The following is an 18186-nucleotide window of genomic DNA, read 5'->3' as shown; positions in this document are numbered from 1 at the left end:
AGCACCATTAGCGCGCTCGGCGCCTGCTTTGTGTGCGCGTTGTTAGTCGCTGGGCGAAGACCTGTGGGAGCGAATTCATTCGCGATGCGGTGGTACAGCCGATAGGAATCTGTCGAAGGTACGGGCCAATCGCGAATGAATTCGCGCCCACAGATTGAGTTCGTCGAACGTGTTGAGCGGGGCACAAAAAAGGGCGGGACTGTTTTCGCAGGCCCGCCCCTTGTGTCCTCTTTTCAAGCCGCCGGTTTAACCGTGCAAGGCCTCATCTTTCTCCAGAAATTCTTCCTGCAGCAGGGCATCCGGGTTTTCCGAATCGCCGCCTCGGGCACTGTCGATGGACGTCACACCTCCGCGCTTGCTGCGCAACTTGCCGAACAGGTGTTCCAGCGCGTGATCGAGCTTCACGGCGGCACCGTCCACGGCCAGATCCAGAGAATCAGCCTTGTGGGTCACGGAAATGGGTTGGTGTCCTTTTGGCCGGGCTTCCATCTGGCAGCGGATGTCATGCGGGCCGGGTTTGTCGCCGTTCTCGTCGCGGATATGGACTTCGATACGGGTCAGGTCTTCTTCGTAGCGGTCGAGCGTGCTTTCAACGGTGGTTCGTACCCACTCCTCCAGTCGGATGCTGCTTTCGATGTGGTTATCGCTGTTGACCTGGATTTGCATAGTTCTTCCCTTACTTTGGCTTGCTCGGGAGAGTCTCGACGAAGGTGAATTTTCGTCTGCCCTCACTCACAGTGTTGGCGCCGAACGGAAAACAATTCAACCCCCAAAACGAAAGAAATATTTCATCGCAGAAATGGTTTTGCAGTTGGGCGGAAAGTGCGTCAGGAGCGCGGAACGTCCCGTGTTTTCGCGGGTCGTGCCGATAAAAGGTCTCACGAGCAGCGGTTGGATTCGCCGGATGATAAGTCAATTCGGGCAACGAACAGGTCGGCATCGGACGCGAAATAACGTGGAACGTTGATTCAAAGCAAGCCTTTGGCTGTCGGTCAAAACCATCAAAAAAGCGCCTTTTTTTAGAGTTCTTTGCACATGAGAATATTTATCATTAATATTGCGTTCTTTTGAGCGCGCCGGGTGAATCAGGCCTGTGCGTCGCTTGGTTTCAGGAATCCGGCTCATGTCGATTGCTTCAACGACCCCCTCCATTCCCGACCCATGCATCGCAGCGGCCCTGTGATGGAGGCGATGTCGGTGACTGCGCCCGCGCCTGGAAAAAGGCCGAAAAAAAACCGTTCAGGTGGGGTATCGCTGAAAGGACGGCTGGCGGTGGCTTCTCGCGTGGTCGCGGCTTTGGTCGGCGGTTACCTGGTGACGGCGTTGTCGAGCGTTTGTCTGGCGCAGTTTCTACCGCTGGCTCGCGCTGAGGCTGTGGTGCTGGCGATGACTCTTTCGTTTTTGGTGTACCTGATCGCGGTGCTCTGGTGTTTTGCCTGTCGCTCGGCGTGGCGCGCCTGGTTCGGATTACTGCTGCCGAGTGCGGTCCTGGGGGCGATGTACGCCAGTGCGCGGTGGCTGTTGTGAAAGAGGGCTTTCGTCAGGCGATGGCCTGGTTGCACACCTGGGCGGGGTTGCTGTTCGGTTGGCTGCTGTTCGCGATTTTCCTGACCGGCACGCTGTCCTACTTCAAGAACGAAATCACCCAGTGGACCCAGCCGGAAATCGTGCCTCATGAGGTGACGGCGGCGGATGGCGTCGCCCGCGCACAGGCGTGGCTGCAACTTAATACGGCGGGTGCGAAACGCTGGTTCATTACCTTGCCGGACGAGCGCACGCCGGAGCTGGGCGTCAGTTGGAGCGATTCGGACGATCGCTACACGGAACGATCCCTGGACGCCCTGAGCGGCGTGCCGGTGCAGGCCCGTGAAAGCATGGGCGGCGAGTTTTTCTACCGTTTCCACTATCAGTTGCAGATGCCCTATCCGTGGGGCCGATGGTTGGCGTCGCTGGCCGCGATGGTGATGTTCGTCGCATTGATCAGCGGCATCGTCACCCACAAGAAAATCTTCAAGGAGTTCTTCACCTTTCGTCCGCGCAAGGGCCAGCGCACCTGGCTCGACGGCCATAACGCGGTTGCGGTGCTGGTGCTGCCGTTCCACCTGATGATCACCTACAGCAGCCTGGTGATTTTCATGACTATGATCATGCCGGTGAGCATTCTGACGACTTACGGCAAGGACACGCAGGCGTTTTTCAACGACCTGTTTCCGGCCTACAAAAACACCCCGGCGGCGACCGAAAAGGCGCCGATGGCCGCTATTGCGCCGATGTTCGAGATTGCCGCCGACAAATGGCCCGGCAGTCGTGTCGGCATGATCACGGTGAACAATCCGGGCAGCGCCAACGCCTCGGTGACGCTGACCCGTCACGTCGCCGATCATATTCCCCATGAGCCCGCGACCACGCTGGTGTTCGATGGCGTAAGCGGCGCGCTGATCGACCAGAGCACGATGAGCGCAGCGTCGCTGATGTTGGCGGGCGGCCTTTATGGGCTGCACATGGGGCATTTCGCAGGGCCGTTGCTGCGCTGGCTGTATTTCCTGGTGGGCATCGGTGGCACGGCCATGATTGGCTCTGGGTTGGTGATCTGGCTCGGCAAACGCAAGCTCAAGCACGCCAAGGCCAGTGTGATGCCCTTCGGTCTGAGGCTCGTGGAAATGCTGAATGTCGCCAGCATGTCGGGGCTGATGCTGGCGGTGGTGAGTTTCTTCTGGGCAAACCGACTGCTCCCCGTGAGCCTTGCCGGGCGTAGCGACTGGGAAGTGAAGGTGTTCTTCTACGTCTGGGGCGCCGCCCTGTTGCACGCTTTTTTGCGCGTGTTTTTTCGCGACGGCCGCAGCGCGTGGCGTGAGCAACTGGTACTGGGTGCGGCGTTGTATTGCGCCCTGCCGCTGTTGGACATGGCGACAGCGGGCGGCTATCTGCTGGCCTCGTTGAAACAGGGACACATGACCCTGGCCGCGTTGGATCTGACGGCGCTGGTGGCGGGGGTTTTTCTGGCGTGGGGCGCCTACAGGTTCCGACGTGGCGCCAAACCCGTCATCGCGAACACGCCGCTCCCTGCGGTTTCCGGTCGTGAACCACGCACGGTCCGGGAGGCCAACTGATGTTCCTCGCGACCTTGCTCTGCTACCTCGGTTTCACGTCGCTGTGCCTGTCCATGAGCCGCCACTACGAGGACCTCGTCGGCGGTGTGCTGTCTCAGACCCGGAGCAGGGGATTGAAGCTGTTCGGCTGGGGCGCCTTGCTGGTGTCGCTGTGGGTGGCGATGGTTTCAACCAGCATCGGCCAGGGCTTGGTGCAATGGTTCGCCGCGTTGATGAGCAGCGCATTTTTACTGATTTTCGTGATGTCTTACTGGCCAAGGCTGGCCTTGTCGTTGGCGGGGATCGGAGCGTTGCTGGCTCCGGTGGCCGCTTGCCTTCAACTGCTGGCCTGAGCCCGACATGATCGACCTCACCCCACCGACGCCTGATGCGTCCTCACCCGATGGTGATCCGGACGCGCCCAAAGCCGCTCGTGCGCATTTCCTCAAAGTGTTCCTGTCCCAGCGTCTACAGATGGAGGCGCTGGTGAACCGACGCGTCGGTTGTAGGGCGACGGCGGCGGACCTGGTGCAGGACCTGTTTTTGCGCTTCTGGCGGCGGCCGTTGGTGCAGGTCGAAGAACTCAACACGTACTTGCTCCGTTGCGCGGGCAACATCGCCATTGATCATCTGCGCAACGAAGGCGCCCGGGCACGGCTCAATGAAGGGCTGATGCCTGACGGACCAACGCTGCACACCGACGAACCTCAAGCGGCGCTGGAAGCCAACGACGACCTGCGTCACATCGAAGCGGCCCTGCGCGGGCTGCCAGAGAAGACGCGGCAGATCTTTCTGCTCAACCGCATCCACGGGCGTAAATACGGCGAGATCGCCAAGGCCGTGGGGCTTTCGCAAAGCGCGGTGGAAAAACATATGATGCGCGCCTTGCAAGCCTGCAAGGCGAGTCTGGATCAGGACGGTGCGCGGGTCATTCCCCTGCGTGCGAAGTCCGAGGACGCTCGTCGATGAAAGCGTCTCTGGATTCCACTCTGATGATCACCCCCGAACAACACGATGCCGCGTTGAGCTGGCTGAGCCTGCTGCACGACGCGCCGAGCGCGGCGGATCAGGTGCGCTTCAGCCAGTGGTTGCAAGCCGATCCTGCTCACGCCGAGGCGTACGCCCAGGCGCAAGTGATGTGGGAAATGAGCGAGGAGCCGGCGGCGAAGCTCGCCCTAGAGGACTCTGTCGCGCTGCAAGCCTTGCTCGCGGCAATGGACGCACCGGTTTCCCGAAGGCGTTCGTTGCCGCGATGGAGCGTCGGGCTGGCGATGGCGGCGTGTCTGGTGATGATGGTCGGCGTTGGGCTGGGGTGGCAGCCGCAGCGTTGGCTGGATGATGTCGGCGCGGATTACGTGTCGGCACCGGGCCAGGTCCGCACGGTGACGCTGGTCGATGAGTCGCAGGTGACACTCGACGCTGACAGCGCGATCGCCGTGCATTTCGCCAAAGGCGAACGCCACGTGCAGCTGCGTCGCGGGGCGGCGTTCTTTCAGGTGACGCACACCGGCGAGCCATTTGTGGTTGATGGCGGGCGCGGCGAAACCCGCGTGCTCGGCACTCAGTTTGAAGTGCGTTTGCAGCCCCATGGGGCGCAGGTCACGGTGTTGTCCGGGCGCGTGGGGGTGAAGGCTGGCGCCGACCTGCCGCAGCAGATTCTCACGGCGGGGCAGCAAGTCAGTTATGACCAGACCCGCACCACCGACTTTCGAACTGTCGACAGCGACAACCAACTGGCGTGGCGTCAGGGCTGGCTCAATTACTACCGCACCCCCCTTGCCGATGTGATCAACGACCTGAGCCGCTACTACCCCGGCCGCATCGTTGTGCTGAACGATCGACTGGCTGCGAAAACCGTCAGCGGCAGCTTCCCCAGCAAAGACCCGGTGGCGGTATTGGCGGCGTTGAAATCCGTGGTGGGGTTCGAGCAATACGAAGCGTTTGGACGGGTGATCGTGATTCGCTGAGTGAGTCCGCAGCCGGGGTGTATCCCTGTGGGAGCGAATGCATTCGCGATGCGGTGGTACGGCCGCCCCATCTCTATGGTCTGCCCTATTTTTCGCGAATGAATTCGCTCCCACAAGAGAAAGTGCCAGTGCCCTACAAAGCATGCATATCAACAGGAGGCACATTGGGGTGAACGTCTGGCTCGGCCTATTCATCCTCACCGTCTGGACCTCATGCGTTCAGGCGGCGGAGCCTGCCTATGACTTTTCGATCCCTGCCAAACCCTTGCCCCAGGCCCTCAGCGATTTCAGTCGGGTTACCGGCCAAAGCGTCATTTACACCCAGGACACGCCTTACGCCATCGAAGCTCCGGCGCTGAACGGCTTGTTCAGCGCCGAACAGGCATTGCGGCAGTTGCTGAACGACTCCGGGCTGAATTTCCGCCGTGCGACCGACACCACGTTCACCCTCGAACCTGCCTCCCATTCCGGCGCAATCACTCTGGGCCTGACGCATATCGACTCGCGCCGCAATGCTGCTGAAAACTATCAAGCGCCCGCCATCCTATCGGTGACGCGCACCTCGACGCCGCAGCTGGAAATCCCCCAAACCGTCAGCGTCGTGCCTGCCCAAGTCCTGCGCGATCAGGCGCCGCGCAACCTCGACGATGCGTTGACCAATATCAGCGGCGTGACTCAGGGCAACACCCTCGGCAGCACCCAGGACACCCTGATGAAACGCGGCTTCGGCGACAACCGTGACGGCTCGATTTTGCGCGACGGCATGCCGGTGGTGCAGGGGCGCAGCCTCAACGCCACCGCCGACCGGGTCGAAGTGCTGAAGGGCCCGGCCTCGTTGCTGTACGGGATTCAGGACCCCGGCGGGGTGATCAACGTGGTCAGCAAACGTCCGGAATTGCAGTCGCGCCATGAACTGACTGCGCGCGGTTCAAGCTTCGGTTCAGGCAAGAATGGCAGCGGCGGCACGCTGGACAGCACCGGAGCGCTCGGTGATTCGAGCCTCGCGTATCGCATGATCATCGATCACGAAGATGAGGATTACTGGCGCAATTACGGTGTGCATCGCGAAACGCTGGTCGCGCCGTCGTTGGCCTGGTACGGCGAGAACACGCAATTGCTGGCCGCCTACGAGCATCGCGAATTTCTCTCGCCGTTCGACCGCGGCACGGCCATCGACCCACGCACCAACCGTCCGCTGGACATCTCCGCCACGCGGCGTCTGGACGAGCCGTTCAACAGCATGGAAGGGCGCTCGGACCTCTACCGCATCGAGGCCGATCATCAATTCGGCGACAGCTGGAAGGGCCATCTCGGCTACAGCTACAACCGCGAAACCTACGACGCCAGCCAAGTGCGGGTGACGGCCGTGAACCCGGAGAACGGCACGCTGACCCGCTCAATGGACGGCACCGGCGATGCGTTGAGCACGGACCGGTTCACGACGCTGACGTTGAGCGGCGACGTCCGGATGGCTGGCATGCAGCACGACCTGCTGTTCGGCGCGGACGATGAATATCGCAAGATTTATCGCGGCGAGCTGATCCGGCAAACGAGCCGCACGACCTTCAGCTATGTGAATCCGGCGTATGGGCAAGAGCCAGAAGGAACGCAGGTCAGCGTCCCGGACAGCAATCAGGTGGACATCCTGCGCAGCGACTCGCTGTTCGCTCAGGATTCGGTACACCTGACCGATCAGTGGATTTTCGTCGCGGGGGCACGCTATCAACTGTTCGACCAGCAGGCCGGGAAGGGCACGCCGTTCAACCGCAACACCGACCTCAACGGCCAGAAATGGGTGCCCCGCGCCGGGTTGGTGTACCGCTACACCGACACGCTGTCGTTCTACGGCAGCTACACCGAATCGTTCAAACCCAACGCCAGCATTGCCCCATTGGCTGGGGGCACGGTGCTGGATTCGGCGACATTGCCGGAGCAGTCCAGGGCGTGGGAACTGGGCGCCAAATGGGACGTGGATGATCGCATCAGCGGGACGCTCGCACTGTTCGACATCCGCAAGCGCAACGTACTGGTGGCCAATTTCGATTCGCTGACCGCCAATACCGTGTACTCCACCGCAGGCGAAGTGCGCTCGCGGGGAGCCGAGCTGGACCTGAGCGGGCAACTGTCGGAGCGATGGAGCGTGATCGGCGGTTATGCGTTCACCGACGCGTGGGTGGTGGAAGACCCGACGTTGAAGGGCAATCGGTTGCAGAACGTGCCGAGGCACAGCGGCTCGCTGTCGGCGGTGTACGACGTCGGCAGCCTGATCGGCGGCGACCGTTTGAGAGTGGGGGCGGGCGCCCATTACGTAGGCGAACGCGCGGGCAATCCCGACAACGATTTCAACCTGCCGGGTTACACCGTCGCCGACGCCTTCGCGACTTACGAGACGAAGCTGGACGGGCAGAACGTGAGGTTTCAGCTCAACGTGAAAAACCTGTTCGACCGCACGTATTACAGCTCGGCGGTGAGCCGGTATTTCGTGTCGATGGGGGATTCGCGGCAAGTGATCGTGGCGACGACGCTGGAGTTTTGAGATTCAAGACCTGATCGCAGATTTCCCTTTGAGAGCGAATTCATTCGCGAAAAATAGGGCAGACGACAGAGCTGCGCCTGCTGCACCACTGCATCGCGAATGAATTCGCTCCTACAGAAAAATAGCGTTAGATCGTGGAGGCGGCGGTGCTCTGGAGTTTTGAGGTACGTCACAAATCCCCTGTGGGAGCGAATTTATTCGCGAAAGAACGTCCAGACGCCGAAGATGTATCGCCTGATCTACCGCATCGCGAATGAATTCGCTCCCACAGGTGGATAGGGTCAGCCCGTGAGACCGGTGATGCACGCCGAACGTGGTTTTACTGAAACGCCAATCGATACGCCCGCGGCGTTGCGCCCATGGCCTGTTTGAAGGTGTTGCTGAAATGACTGGCGCTGGCAAAACCGCAATCCAGCGCAATGTCACCAAAGGGCAGGCGTGTCGTGCGCAAGAGCTGACGGGCGCGGTTCATGCGGCGGGCCAACAGGTATTGATGGGGTGGAAAACCAAAGCTTTCGCGGAACATGCGGGCGAAGTGGTATTCCGACAGCGCACACATCGCCGCCAGTCGCCCAAGACTCAAAGGCTCAGCGAGGTTCGTCTCGATGAACTCCACCAGCCGCCGACGCACATGGGGCGCCAGCCCGCCTTTCAGGCGCAGGCCATCGCGCAGTCCCACCTGATTCAACATCATGTGGTCGAGCAGTTCGTGGGCCAGGGTGCTGGTCTGCAAGCGCTCGCCGGGCTCGCTCCAGTTCAGGCGAATCAGGCGATGAAACCGCTGCGCCTGCTGCGGATCGTCGATGAAGGTGTTTTCTTGCAGCACCATTTCCCGAGGCTCACGGTCCAGCAGTGTCAGGCAGTTGAGCGCGAACTGTTCAGGGCTGATGTAGAGGTGCGCCAGGCGAATGTCGCCGTTCACCACCCACGAAGACTGGTGCCCGGCGGGGAGCACGCAAATCTTGTCCGGTGCGCCTTTGCGGTCAGGTCGGTCGCGGCGGTAGGTTTCGGTGCCACCCCCGATGTAGCAAGACAATGTGTGATGACTCGGCCCGTGATAATCCTGAGCGTCATGCCGGTTGTTCCACAAAGCTGCCACAACGCCATCGCCCAGGGATGCGCTCTGCTCCAGCTGCGCGTGGGGCGAGCTGTTGAGCGATTGAAACACCTGGATTTGATCGAGTGACGACATGGGGTTCGGCGCAAGGCTGATGTTCTGTGCCTCGCATCCTACTCCGTAGACGCGGTGCTGCCACCGGGCCACCGATCAAATGCGCAAGATTTTGCAAATCATGTCAGCCGCGCAGGCCCAGACTGAAGGCTCATTGAGGAGCCTGTCATGAACATCTCGCTGTATCTGCTGACCGTTTTGATCTGGGGCACGACCTGGATTGCCCTGAAATTGCAACTGGGCGAGGTGGCGATTCCGGTGTCGATCGTCTATCGCTTCGGCCTCGCGGCGCTGATTCTGTTTGTCATGCTCCTGGCCAGTCGCACCCTGCAAAAGGTGAATCGTCGTGGGCAACTGATTTGTCTGGCCCAAGGCGTCTGCCTGTTCTGTGTGAACTTCATGTGCTTCTACACGGCGAGTCGCTGGGTTCCCACCGGGTTGGTGGCGGTGGTGTTTTCCACGGCAACGCTATGGAACGCCCTCAACGCTCGCATTTTCTTCAAGCAGAAAGTCGCCCGCAACGTGCTGACCGGTGGCGCGCTGGGGTTGGTGGGGTTGGGTTGCCTGTTCTGGCCAGAGCTGTCAGGCCACAGTGCCAGCCGCGAAACCCTGATCGGTCTGGGTCTGGCCTTGCTCGGCACGCTGTGCTTCTCGGCGGGCAACATGCTGTCGAGCCTGCAACAGAAAGCGGGTCTGCGCCCGCTGACCACCAACGCCTACGGGATGTTGTACGGCGCGGCGATGCTTTGCGCGTATTGCGTGATCAGCGGCACGCCGTTCGCCTTCGAATGGAATGCGCGGTATGTCGGCTCGCTGTTGTACCTGGTGATTCCGGGGTCGGTGATCGGCTTCACCGCGTACCTGACGCTGGTCGGCCGCATGGGCCCTGAGCGCGCCGCGTATTGCACGGTGCTGTTCCCGGTGGTGGCGCTGAACGTCTCGGCGTTTGCCGAAGGCTACCAATGGACCCTGCCCGCGTTGATGGGGCTGGTGCTGGTGATGATCGGCAACGTGCTGGTGTTCCGGAAGCCGAAGGCGGTGGTGCCGGTGGGTGCAAAGCTCGCGTAAAGCTGGTCGCTGGACTGCTTGAATTGTGATCATACTCATGCCTGAGTGGGCATGATCAAAGAAGCATCGCGAGCAAGCTCACTCCTACAGGTCTGTGTCGAGTGCGCATTTCATGAACGACGCAATTCTGTAGGAGTGAGCTTGCTCGCGATTGGATCTCCCAGGCGATGACGTTGATCAGCCCTTCCACACCTGCTGATTCACCAAATCCTGCGGCTTCTCGCCCAACAGCGCAGCGCGCAGGTTGTAGTACGCGCGATCGGCCATGGCGTGGCGGGTTTCGTGGGTGGCGGAGCCGATGTGTGGCAGGGTCACGGCGTTGCTCAGCTGGAACAGCGGTGACTCGGCCAGCGGCTCTTTCTCGTACACGTCCAGGCCCGCGCCGCGAATGGTGCCGTTCTGCAACGCTTCGATCAGCGCCGGTTCGTCGACGATCGGGCCACGGGCGATGTTCACCAGAATCGCGCTCTTCTTCATCAGCCCCAGTTCACGGGTACTGATCAGGTGTTTGGTTTTTTCGCTCAACGGCACGACCAGGCAGACGAAATCCGACTCGCCCAGCAACTGATCCAGCGTGCGGAATTGCGCGCCCAGCTCCTGCTCAATAGCGGTCTTGCGTGAGTTGCCGCTGTACAGGATCGGCATGTTGAAACCCAGACGACCACGACGCGCAACGGCCGCGCCGATGTTGCCCATGCCGACGATGCCCAGTGTCTTGCCGTGAACGTCGGTACCGAACTGTGGCGCTTCGATGCTACGGGTCCACTTGCCTGCCTTGGTGTAGGCGTCCAGCTCGGCGACGCGACGGGCGCTGCTCATGATCAGGGAGAAACCAAGGTCGGCGGTGCTTTCGGTCAGCACGTCCGGGGTGTTGGTCAGCATGATGCCGCGCTCGGTGAGGTAGCCGACATCGTAGTTGTCGTAACCGACCGAGATGCTCGACACCACTTCCAGCTGTTTCGCGCTTTCCAACTGTTCGCGGCCCAGCTTGCGACCGGCGCCGATCATGCCGTGGCTGTGGGGCAAGGCTTCGTTGAACTGCTCGTTCAGATCACCCTTTTTCGGGTCCGGGATGATCACGTTGAAGTCTTGCTGCAGGCGCTCGGCCATTTCCGGGGAGACGCGGCTGAAGGCAAGGACAGTCTTTTTCATCGGATAGCTACTCTCGGGCGGTTCAGAGGAAAAGTGCGTAGCACGCTAACATTCTTGTGGCGGGATTGGCAGGGCTGCAGGAGGAATGACGTCGGAGTGAAATCTGTGGGAGCGAATTCATTCGCGAAGGGCCAGTGGAGTCAACACATCTGGGTGGACTGATCCTTTTTTCGCGAATGAATTCGCTCCCACAGCTTCGCGGGTGTTTGCGAGCTACACGGTCTCCGGCAACACATGCGTCTGCAAATCCGCCTCATGGGCCGCCATGATTTCCGGCAGGGAGCCGCGCAGGTATTCGACCCAGGTCTTGATCTTGGCATCCAGGTACTGACGCGACGGATAAATCGCGTACAGATTGAGCTCATGAGAGCGGTATTGCGGCAGCACGCGCACCAGCGAGCCGTTGCGCAGGCCCTCGATGGCCGAATAGATCGGCAGAATCCCGATGCCCATGCCGCTGCTGATCGCCGCTTTCATAGCGTCGGCCGAGTTCACCAGAAACGGCGAGTTGCCGATGGTCACGGTCTCTTGACCTTCCGGACCGTCGAACGCCCATTTCTCCAGCGGAAACACCGGGCTGACCAACCGCAGGCACGCGTGATTCAGCAAGTCGGCGGGCTTGTAAGCCATGCCGAACGCTTTGATGTACGCGGGCGAGGCACAGACGATGCTGTATGTGATGCCCAGACGCTGGGACACGAAACCTGAATCCGGCAACTCGCTGGCCAGCACGATGGAGACGTCGTAGCCCTCTTCGAGCAGGTCCGGCACGCGGTTGGTCATGGTCAGGTCGAAGGACACGTCCGGGTGATTGCGCCGGTAGCGGGCAATGGCGTCGATCACATAATGCTGACCGACGCCGGTCATCGAGTGCACTTTCAGCTGTCCGGCCGGGCGCGCATGGGCGTCGCTGGCCTCGGCTTCGGCTTCCTCGACGTACGTCAGAATTTGCTCGCAGCGCAGCAGGTACCGCTTCCCGGCCTCGGTCAGCGCGATGCGACGGGTCGTTCGGTTGAGGAGTCGGGTTTGCAGATGTGCTTCTAGATTGGAGACGGCGCGCGAAACGTTGGCGGTGGTGGTATCCAGCTGAGCTGCGGCAGCGGTGAAGCTGCCCGCCTGTGCCACGCAACTGAAGGCGCGCATGTTTTGCAGAGTGTCCATTGGCCGTTCTCTGGTGAGATGGCAAATTGTGACATGAAGTTACTGATCCATGTCAGCCATACCAAAGGATTATCTCTGGTTCCGTAATAAAGATTCACAGAAGTCCCAGCTTATCGCCGAAACGGGCGCCACCTAGAATCGCGGCTCGATCTCCTTCCTCCTCATTCGGGTAATTGAAGCTGTGCCGCGTCGCATCGTCAGAGGGCTGAAACCCCTCAGTGTCTGGGCTTTAACGTTACTCATCAGCGGCTGCATCGGAACCGGCGGAATCGCACCTCAAGGCACCTCGATGTCGCCAGACGCACTGGCCACCGACGACGCCATCAAGGCCGCGGCCAAGGACGCCCATTGGCCGGACGGGCAGTGGTGGCGCGGCTACGGCGACGACCAACTCAACCACTGGATCGAACTGGCGGCCCTGGGCAGCCCGAGCCTGGCGATTGCCGCTGCGCGCGTGCGTCAGGCCAAGGCCATGGCGGGTATCGCCGAGTCGGCGGAATCCCTTCACGTCAACGGCGAGAGCACCCTCAAACGCCACAATTGGCCGACGGATCAGTTCTATGGGCCGGGCGAGCTGTCCAACACCAGCACCTGGGACAACAACGCCTCCCTTGGCTTGAGCTATTCCCTCGACCTCTGGGGCCGGGAAAGCAACAGCACCGAGCAGGCGCTGGACCTGGCGCACATGAGCGCCGCCGAAGAGCGCCAGGCACAGTTGGAATTGCAGGACAACATCGTCCGCGCCTACATCCAGCTGTCGCTCAACTACGCCCAGCGCGACATTGCCGAAGCGACCCTTGCCCAGCAACAGCAAATTCTCGACCTGGCGCAGCGTCGTCTGAAAGGCGGCATCGGCACGCATTTCGAGGTCAGTCAGGCTGAAACGCCGCTGCCTGAAACCCATCGCCAGATCGATGCGCTGGACGAGGCCATTGCCCTCAGCCGTAACCAGATCGCCGCGTTGGCAGGGAAGGGGCCGGGAGACGGCGCGAGCCTGCAGCGCCCGACACTGTCGCTCAAGACTGCGTTGACCCTGCCGTCCGCCTTGCCCGCGCAGTTGCTCGGCCAGCGTCCTGACGTCGTCGCCAGCCGTTGGCGTGTGGCGGCGCAGGCCCGTGGCATCGATGTCGCCCATGCCGGTTTCTATCCCAACGTCGATCTGATGGGCAGCCTGGGCTACATGGCCACCGGCGGCGGCATGCTGGAGTTCTTGACCGGCAAGAAATTCAACTACAGCGTGGGTCCGGCCATCAGTCTGCCGATTTTTGACGGCGGCCGTTTGCGCTCGGAGCTGGGCGTGGCATCTGCCGGGTATGACACGGCTGTTGCGCAGTACAACCAGACGCTGGTGGTAGCGCTCAAGAGCATTTCCGATCAGTTGATCCGTCGTGAGTCGATGAACAAACAGCAGGTGTTCGCCGATCAATCGGTGGCTGCGGCGCAGAAGACCTACGACATCGCAATGGTCGCCTACAAACGCGGCCTGACCGATTACCTCAACGTGCTCAACGCGCAAACCCTGTTGTTCCACCAGGAACAGGTGCAGCAGCAGGTTCAGGCCGCGCGTTTGACCGTGCACGCAGAATTGGTCGTCGCGCTGGGCGGCGGGCTGATGGCAGGCAATGATTCGCCAGCGCCCGAGAAGACCGTGGCGCCGCCCCCCCCTGCTTTGTTGAACGTGCTGAGTCGGTGATCCAGATGCGCATCTGTGGCCTGGTCGGGCGCTATCGCGAGCAAGCTCACTCCTACAGGTTATGTGGCCGGTCGCTGATTTCGCTCACGACGAATTTCGGCTGTAGGAGTGAGCTTGCTCGCGATAGCCGTCCTGCGGCCAATGCAGGTCTTGAGTTGAAATGACCCAAGCCCTGCACTGGCTCAAATCCCTCGAATTTCGTCGTGAGCTCAACGGCTGGGCGCGCAGCGACGGGGTGACGTGGATTTACATCTTCAAAGTCCTGATGGCCGCGTTCCTGACGTACTGGGTCGCGATGCGTCTGGAACTCCCGCAGCCGCGTACGGCCATGATCACCGTGTTCATCGTCATGCAGCCGCAGAGTGGGCATGTGTTCGCCAAGAGTTTCTATCGCCTGATCGGCACGCTGGCGGGCTCCGTCGTGATGGTCACGCTCATGGCCCTGTTCGCCCAGAACAGCGAGCTGTTTCTCGGCAGCCTGGCCCTCTGGGTTGGCCTCTGCTGCGCAGGCGCCGCACGCTACCGAAACTTCGCCGCGTACGGTTTTGTGCTCGCCGGTTACACGGCGGCGATGACCGGTCTGCCTGCGCTCGCTCACCCTGAAACCTCGTTCATGGCGGCGGTGTGGCGGGTGCTGGAGATTTCCCTCGGCATCGTCTGCTCGACCTTGGTCACTGCGGCGATCCTGCCGCAAAGCTCCGGCGCGGCGATGCGCAACGCGCTGTATCAGCGCTTTGGCGTATTCGCGCAGTTCGTCGTGACCGGGCTGCGCGGCGAGGGCAATCCGGCGGCGTTCGAAGCCAGCAACGTGCGTTTCATCGCCGATGCAGTCGGGCTGGAGGGCTTGCGCGCCGTGACGGTGTTCGAAGACCCGCACATGCGCCGCCGCAACGGTCGCCTGAACCGCTTGAACAGCGAATTCATGACCATCACCACGCGCTTCAACGCCTTGCATCAATTGCTGGAGCGTCTGCGTCGTCGTGGTGTGACGCCTGCCGTCGCGGCTATCGAGCCGGGCCTCAATGCCTTGGCCGAGCTGCTTCAGGGCTTCGCCGGCCGAGCGTTGACCAACGCCGACGCCGCGCTGCTGGCCCGTCGGCTGAGCGACTTCAAGGCGGACCTGCCTGAGCAGGTGCGCAGTCTCCGCGCTGAATTCCTCAAGACCGCGCCCAGCGATGACGACTTGCTGGATTTTCACACCGCCTACGAATTGATGTATCGCTTCGTCGATGACCTGCACGACTACGCCGAGACCCACGCTTCGCTGGCCGATCACCGCCACGAGCGGGAAAACTGGGTCGAACCGTTCGTCTCCACCACCAACTGGATGTCGTCTGTAGCGTCGGGCGTTCGGGCGACGTTCATTCTGGGCGTGATGTCGGTGTACTGGGTCGCAACGGCCTGGCCCAGCGGGGCCTCAATGACATTGGTGTCAGCGGCGACCGTTGCCTTGTCGGCGACCACCGCGAACCCTCGGCGCATGTCGTTCCAGATGGCTTGCGGCACGTTTTTGGGCGCGCTGCTCGGCTTCTTCATCACCTTCTTCGTACTGCCCCGCATCGACGGCTTCCCCTTGCTCTGCATGGTGCTGGCGCCGGTGTTCGTGCTTGGGACGTTTCTGACCACGCGCCCGCAGTGGGTCGGTTATGGGTTGGGGTTGCTGATCTTCTTCAGCATCGGTTCGGCGCCAGACAACCTCACGGTCTACAACCCGTATACGTTTATCAACGATTACATCGCGATGGTCATCGGCATGCTGCTGTGCGCAGCGGCCGGGGCAATCATTCTGCCGCCCAACAGTCGCTGGCTGTGGCAACGGCTGGAAGGGGATTTGCGTCAGCAGGTGGGGTTTGCGATCAGCGCGCCGTTGCGTCGGATTCGTTCGAGTTTCGAGAGCCGCACCCGTGACCTCATGCATCAGGCCTACGGTCTGGCCGCAGGCAAACCCGAGGTGCAGCGCCACCTGCTGCGCTGGATGCTGGTGGTGCTGGAAATCGGCCACGCGATCATCGAATTGCGCCGCGAGCAGGACGTGCTGCCTGTGCATCCGAGCTATGCGGAATCCCAGCCGTGGCGTCAGGCGATCCGCGCCATGGGACGCTCGCTGGTGCGCCTGTTCCTGCAACCCGACCCCCACAATCTGGCGCGCAGCCTGGCGGCCGTGGACCACGCGATTGTCTGCGTGCAGAACACCGACGAGCCGTTCGCCCCGCACTTCGACACCTCGGCGCTGCGTCGGGTGAAAAGCTACCTGCACTTCATCCGCACCTGCCTGCTTGACCCACAGTCCCCCTTGGCCTCGTCGCCCCCCGAGCACGCCGTGCAAGGACTTTCCCATGCCACGTGAAATCGCTTTCCACGGCGTTTACATGCCGACCGTGACCGTGATGTTTCTGGTCGCGATGGTGCTTTCCTGGGCGCTGGACCGCTTTATGTCCGGACTCGATCTGTACCGTTTTTTCTGGCATCCGGCGTTGTTGCGCCTGAGCCTGTTCAGTTGCATTTTTGGCGCGATGGCGCTGACCGTTTACCGTTGAGGCACATGTAACCCGAGATGAAAAAGCTCATCAGTCTGATCGCGACGTTATTGATTCTGGCGCTGGCCATCTGGATCGGCCGCCTGTTGTGGATTCACTACATGGACACGCCGTGGACCCGAGACGGCCGCGTGCGCGCTGACGTGATCAACGTTGCCGCCGATGTCAGCGGCGTGGTCATCGACGTGCCGGTCAAGGACAACCAGCCCGTGAAAAAGGGCGACCTGTTGATGCAGATCGACCCCGAGCATTACCAGTTGGCGGTCAAACAGGCCGAAGCGCTGGTCGCGTCACGCAAAGCCACGTGGGACATGCGCAAGGTCAACGCCGCCCGACGCAAGGACATGGACGCGCTGGTGATTTCTGCCGAAAACCGCGAAGACGCTTCCAACGTCGCCAACTCCGCTCAGGCCGATTACCAACTGGCCGTGGCGCAACTGGAAGCCGCGCAACTCAACCTGCAACGCACCAAAGTGCTGGCAGCGGTCGATGGCTACGTCACCAACCTCAACGTGCATCGCGGGGATTACGCGCGCATCGGCGAAGCAAAAATGGCGGTCGTCGACAAGAACTCGTTCTGGGTGTACGGCTTCTTCGAAGAGACCAAGCTGCCCCACGTGAAAATCGGCGACCCGGCAGACATGCAGTTGATGAGCGGCGAAGTGATGAAGGGCCACGTCGAAAGCATCGCCCGTGCGATCTACGACCGCGACAACCCGGAAAGCCGCGAGCTGATCGCTGACGTCAACCCGACCTTCAACTGGGTGCGTCTGGCCCAGCGCGTTCCGGTACGCATCCATCTGGATAACGTACCGGACAGCGTGGTGTTGGCGGCGGGGATCACCTGCACGGTGATCGTGAATCCGCAGCCGTGATCAAACACTCTCGGGAAGCGGTGGCTTGACGGCCGCCGCCTTGCGCGAGGTCGATCTGGAGGAACGGTGCTTGATGATCTGCGGGTGTATCCGATACGAGATGGATTACAAAGGCCCTTCCAGTTTGAAGCGCTTGCTTAGAATCTTCTCCAGCAGCGACTTGGGTAGCAGTCGTGCCATCAACGGCAACGCACGGCTGCCGTTGCCCGAGCGCAACAGGCGAGGCGGATTTGGGTGTTGCACGGCGTTAAGCACATCGCGGGCAAACTCGTTAGCGGGAGTGGGATGAGTCTGCGAAGCATTGGCGCGGGCGCGGATGCCTTCACGCAGCGGCCACCAAGGCGAACTTTCGTGGATGACCTGCTCGGCTTCATGGCTCGCGTTTTTGGCGAATTGAGTATCGATGGCGCCGGGCTGGACCTCCATCACGCGGATGCCAAAGGGCGCCAGTTCCATCCGCAACGCGTCGCTCATCGCGCTGACTGCCGCTTTCGACGCGCAATAGGCGCCGCCGAACGGCGTGACTAACACCCCTGAAACGCTACCAATGTTCACCAGCAGCCCCTTGTTGCGGCGCAGCAGGGGAAACAGCGCGCGGGTGACGCCGACGATGGAAAACACGTTGGTTTCGAACTGTCTGCGAATGGCTTCGACGCCGCCATCGAGCAGCGGCCCGATGCCGCCGTAACCGGCGTTGTTGATCAGCACATCGAGCCCTTTGCCGTGCGCTTCGAATTGAGTGGCGAGGCGTTCCAGTGCAGCGCCGTCGTTGACGTCCAGTTCCACCGCGTTGAAGCCCGCCGCAGTCAGTGCCTGGACATCGGAAGGCTTGCGCGCCGTGGCCCAGACCTCATGTCCTGCGCCCTTGAGGGCATCCGCCATGGCACGACCGATGCCGCTGGAACAACCGGTGATCAGAACGACAGGCATGGTGTTT

16 protein-coding genes are annotated in these 18186 nt (G+C 61.4%); 11 read left to right on the top strand and 5 right to left on the bottom strand.

Going from position 1 to position 18186, the window contains the following annotated elements:
* Window positions 1-246: 246 nt before the first annotated feature.
* Window positions 247-666: an HPF/RaiA family ribosome-associated protein gene (locus ACWKWE_RS10040; protein WP_166597172.1), complete on the bottom strand. Its 420-nt coding sequence runs from the start codon at window positions 664-666 to the stop codon at window positions 247-249.
* Between the two features lie 516 nt (window positions 667-1182).
* On the opposite strand from ACWKWE_RS10040, the gene ACWKWE_RS10035 reads away from it, so the two are divergent.
* From ACWKWE_RS10035 to ACWKWE_RS10010, 6 genes are all read left to right on the top strand, one after another.
* Complete coding sequence (locus ACWKWE_RS10035; protein ID WP_166597286.1) at window positions 1183-1527, top strand: DUF3649 domain-containing protein; 345 nt, start codon at window positions 1183-1185, stop codon at window positions 1525-1527.
* A complete protein-coding gene (locus ACWKWE_RS10030; protein WP_483850392.1) occupies window positions 1524-3110 on the top strand; it encodes a PepSY-associated TM helix domain-containing protein in 1587 nt (528 codons plus the stop codon). Before ACWKWE_RS10035 ends, ACWKWE_RS10030 begins: the two co-directional genes overlap by 4 nt.
* Window positions 3110-3442, top strand: coding sequence for a DUF3325 domain-containing protein (locus ACWKWE_RS10025; protein WP_483850391.1), 333 nt, complete (start codon window positions 3110-3112; stop codon window positions 3440-3442). The genes ACWKWE_RS10030 and ACWKWE_RS10025 overlap by 1 nt, the downstream gene beginning before the upstream one ends.
* A 7-nt stretch (window positions 3443-3449) precedes the next feature.
* On the top strand, window positions 3450-4058 hold the full coding sequence (locus ACWKWE_RS10020) for an RNA polymerase sigma factor (RefSeq protein ID WP_483850390.1): 609 nt from the start codon (window positions 3450-3452) through the stop codon (window positions 4056-4058).
* Window positions 4055-5056: a FecR family protein gene (locus ACWKWE_RS10015; protein WP_166597168.1), complete on the top strand. Its 1002-nt coding sequence runs from the start codon at window positions 4055-4057 to the stop codon at window positions 5054-5056. Before ACWKWE_RS10020 ends, ACWKWE_RS10015 begins: the two co-directional genes overlap by 4 nt.
* A 142-nt stretch (window positions 5057-5198) precedes the next feature.
* Window positions 5199-7592, top strand: a complete 2394-nt coding sequence (locus ACWKWE_RS10010) for a TonB-dependent siderophore receptor (protein WP_483850389.1) — start codon at window positions 5199-5201, stop codon at window positions 7590-7592.
* Between the two features lie 319 nt (window positions 7593-7911).
* On the opposite strand, the gene ACWKWE_RS10005 is transcribed toward ACWKWE_RS10010, so the two are convergent.
* Window positions 7912-8784: an AraC family transcriptional regulator gene (locus tag ACWKWE_RS10005; protein ID WP_166597166.1), complete on the bottom strand. Its 873-nt coding sequence runs from the start codon at window positions 8782-8784 to the stop codon at window positions 7912-7914.
* Window positions 8785-8931: 147 nt separating this feature from the next.
* On the opposite strand from ACWKWE_RS10005, the gene ACWKWE_RS10000 reads away from it, so the two are divergent.
* A complete protein-coding gene (locus ACWKWE_RS10000) occupies window positions 8932-9831 on the top strand; it encodes a DMT family transporter (RefSeq protein WP_166597165.1) in 900 nt (299 codons plus the stop codon).
* A gap of 177 nt (window positions 9832-10008) precedes the next feature.
* Here the strand turns inward: ACWKWE_RS10000 and ACWKWE_RS09995 are convergent, their stop codons facing one another.
* On the bottom strand, window positions 10009-10983 hold the full coding sequence (locus ACWKWE_RS09995) for a 2-hydroxyacid dehydrogenase (RefSeq protein WP_483850388.1): 975 nt from the start codon (window positions 10981-10983) through the stop codon (window positions 10009-10011).
* A gap of 213 nt (window positions 10984-11196) precedes the next feature.
* Window positions 11197-12144, bottom strand: coding sequence for a LysR family transcriptional regulator (locus ACWKWE_RS09990; protein ID WP_166597163.1), 948 nt, complete (start codon window positions 12142-12144; stop codon window positions 11197-11199).
* A 181-nt stretch (window positions 12145-12325) separates the two neighbouring features.
* Between ACWKWE_RS09990 and ACWKWE_RS09985 the strand changes: the two genes are divergently transcribed.
* From ACWKWE_RS09985 to ACWKWE_RS09970, 4 genes are all read left to right on the top strand, one after another.
* Window positions 12326-13837 (top strand): efflux transporter outer membrane subunit, encoded by a 1512-nt coding sequence (locus ACWKWE_RS09985; protein WP_483850387.1) that lies wholly within the window; start codon window positions 12326-12328, stop codon window positions 13835-13837.
* A 160-nt stretch (window positions 13838-13997) separates the two neighbouring features.
* Entirely contained in the window at window positions 13998-16184 is a 2187-nt protein-coding gene (locus ACWKWE_RS09980; protein ID WP_483850386.1) for an FUSC family protein, read from the top strand.
* Window positions 16174-16374, top strand: a complete 201-nt coding sequence (locus tag ACWKWE_RS09975) for a DUF1656 domain-containing protein (protein WP_110946932.1) — start codon at window positions 16174-16176, stop codon at window positions 16372-16374. The genes ACWKWE_RS09980 and ACWKWE_RS09975 overlap by 11 nt, the downstream gene beginning before the upstream one ends.
* A 17-nt stretch (window positions 16375-16391) precedes the next feature.
* Window positions 16392-17249 (top strand): efflux RND transporter periplasmic adaptor subunit, encoded by an 858-nt coding sequence (locus ACWKWE_RS09970; RefSeq protein ID WP_483850385.1) that lies wholly within the window; start codon window positions 16392-16394, stop codon window positions 17247-17249.
* 105 nt (window positions 17250-17354) lie between these two features.
* On the opposite strand, the gene ACWKWE_RS09965 is transcribed toward ACWKWE_RS09970, so the two are convergent.
* Window positions 17355-18179, bottom strand: coding sequence for an SDR family oxidoreductase (locus tag ACWKWE_RS09965; protein ID WP_483850384.1), 825 nt, complete (start codon window positions 18177-18179; stop codon window positions 17355-17357).
* Window positions 18180-18186: the final 7 nt, after the last annotated feature.

It is taken from the genome of Pseudomonas salicis (assembly GCF_057128705.1).
Note: the sequence above shows the minus strand (reverse complement) of the source record. Positions and strands in the feature narration are given on the sequence as shown.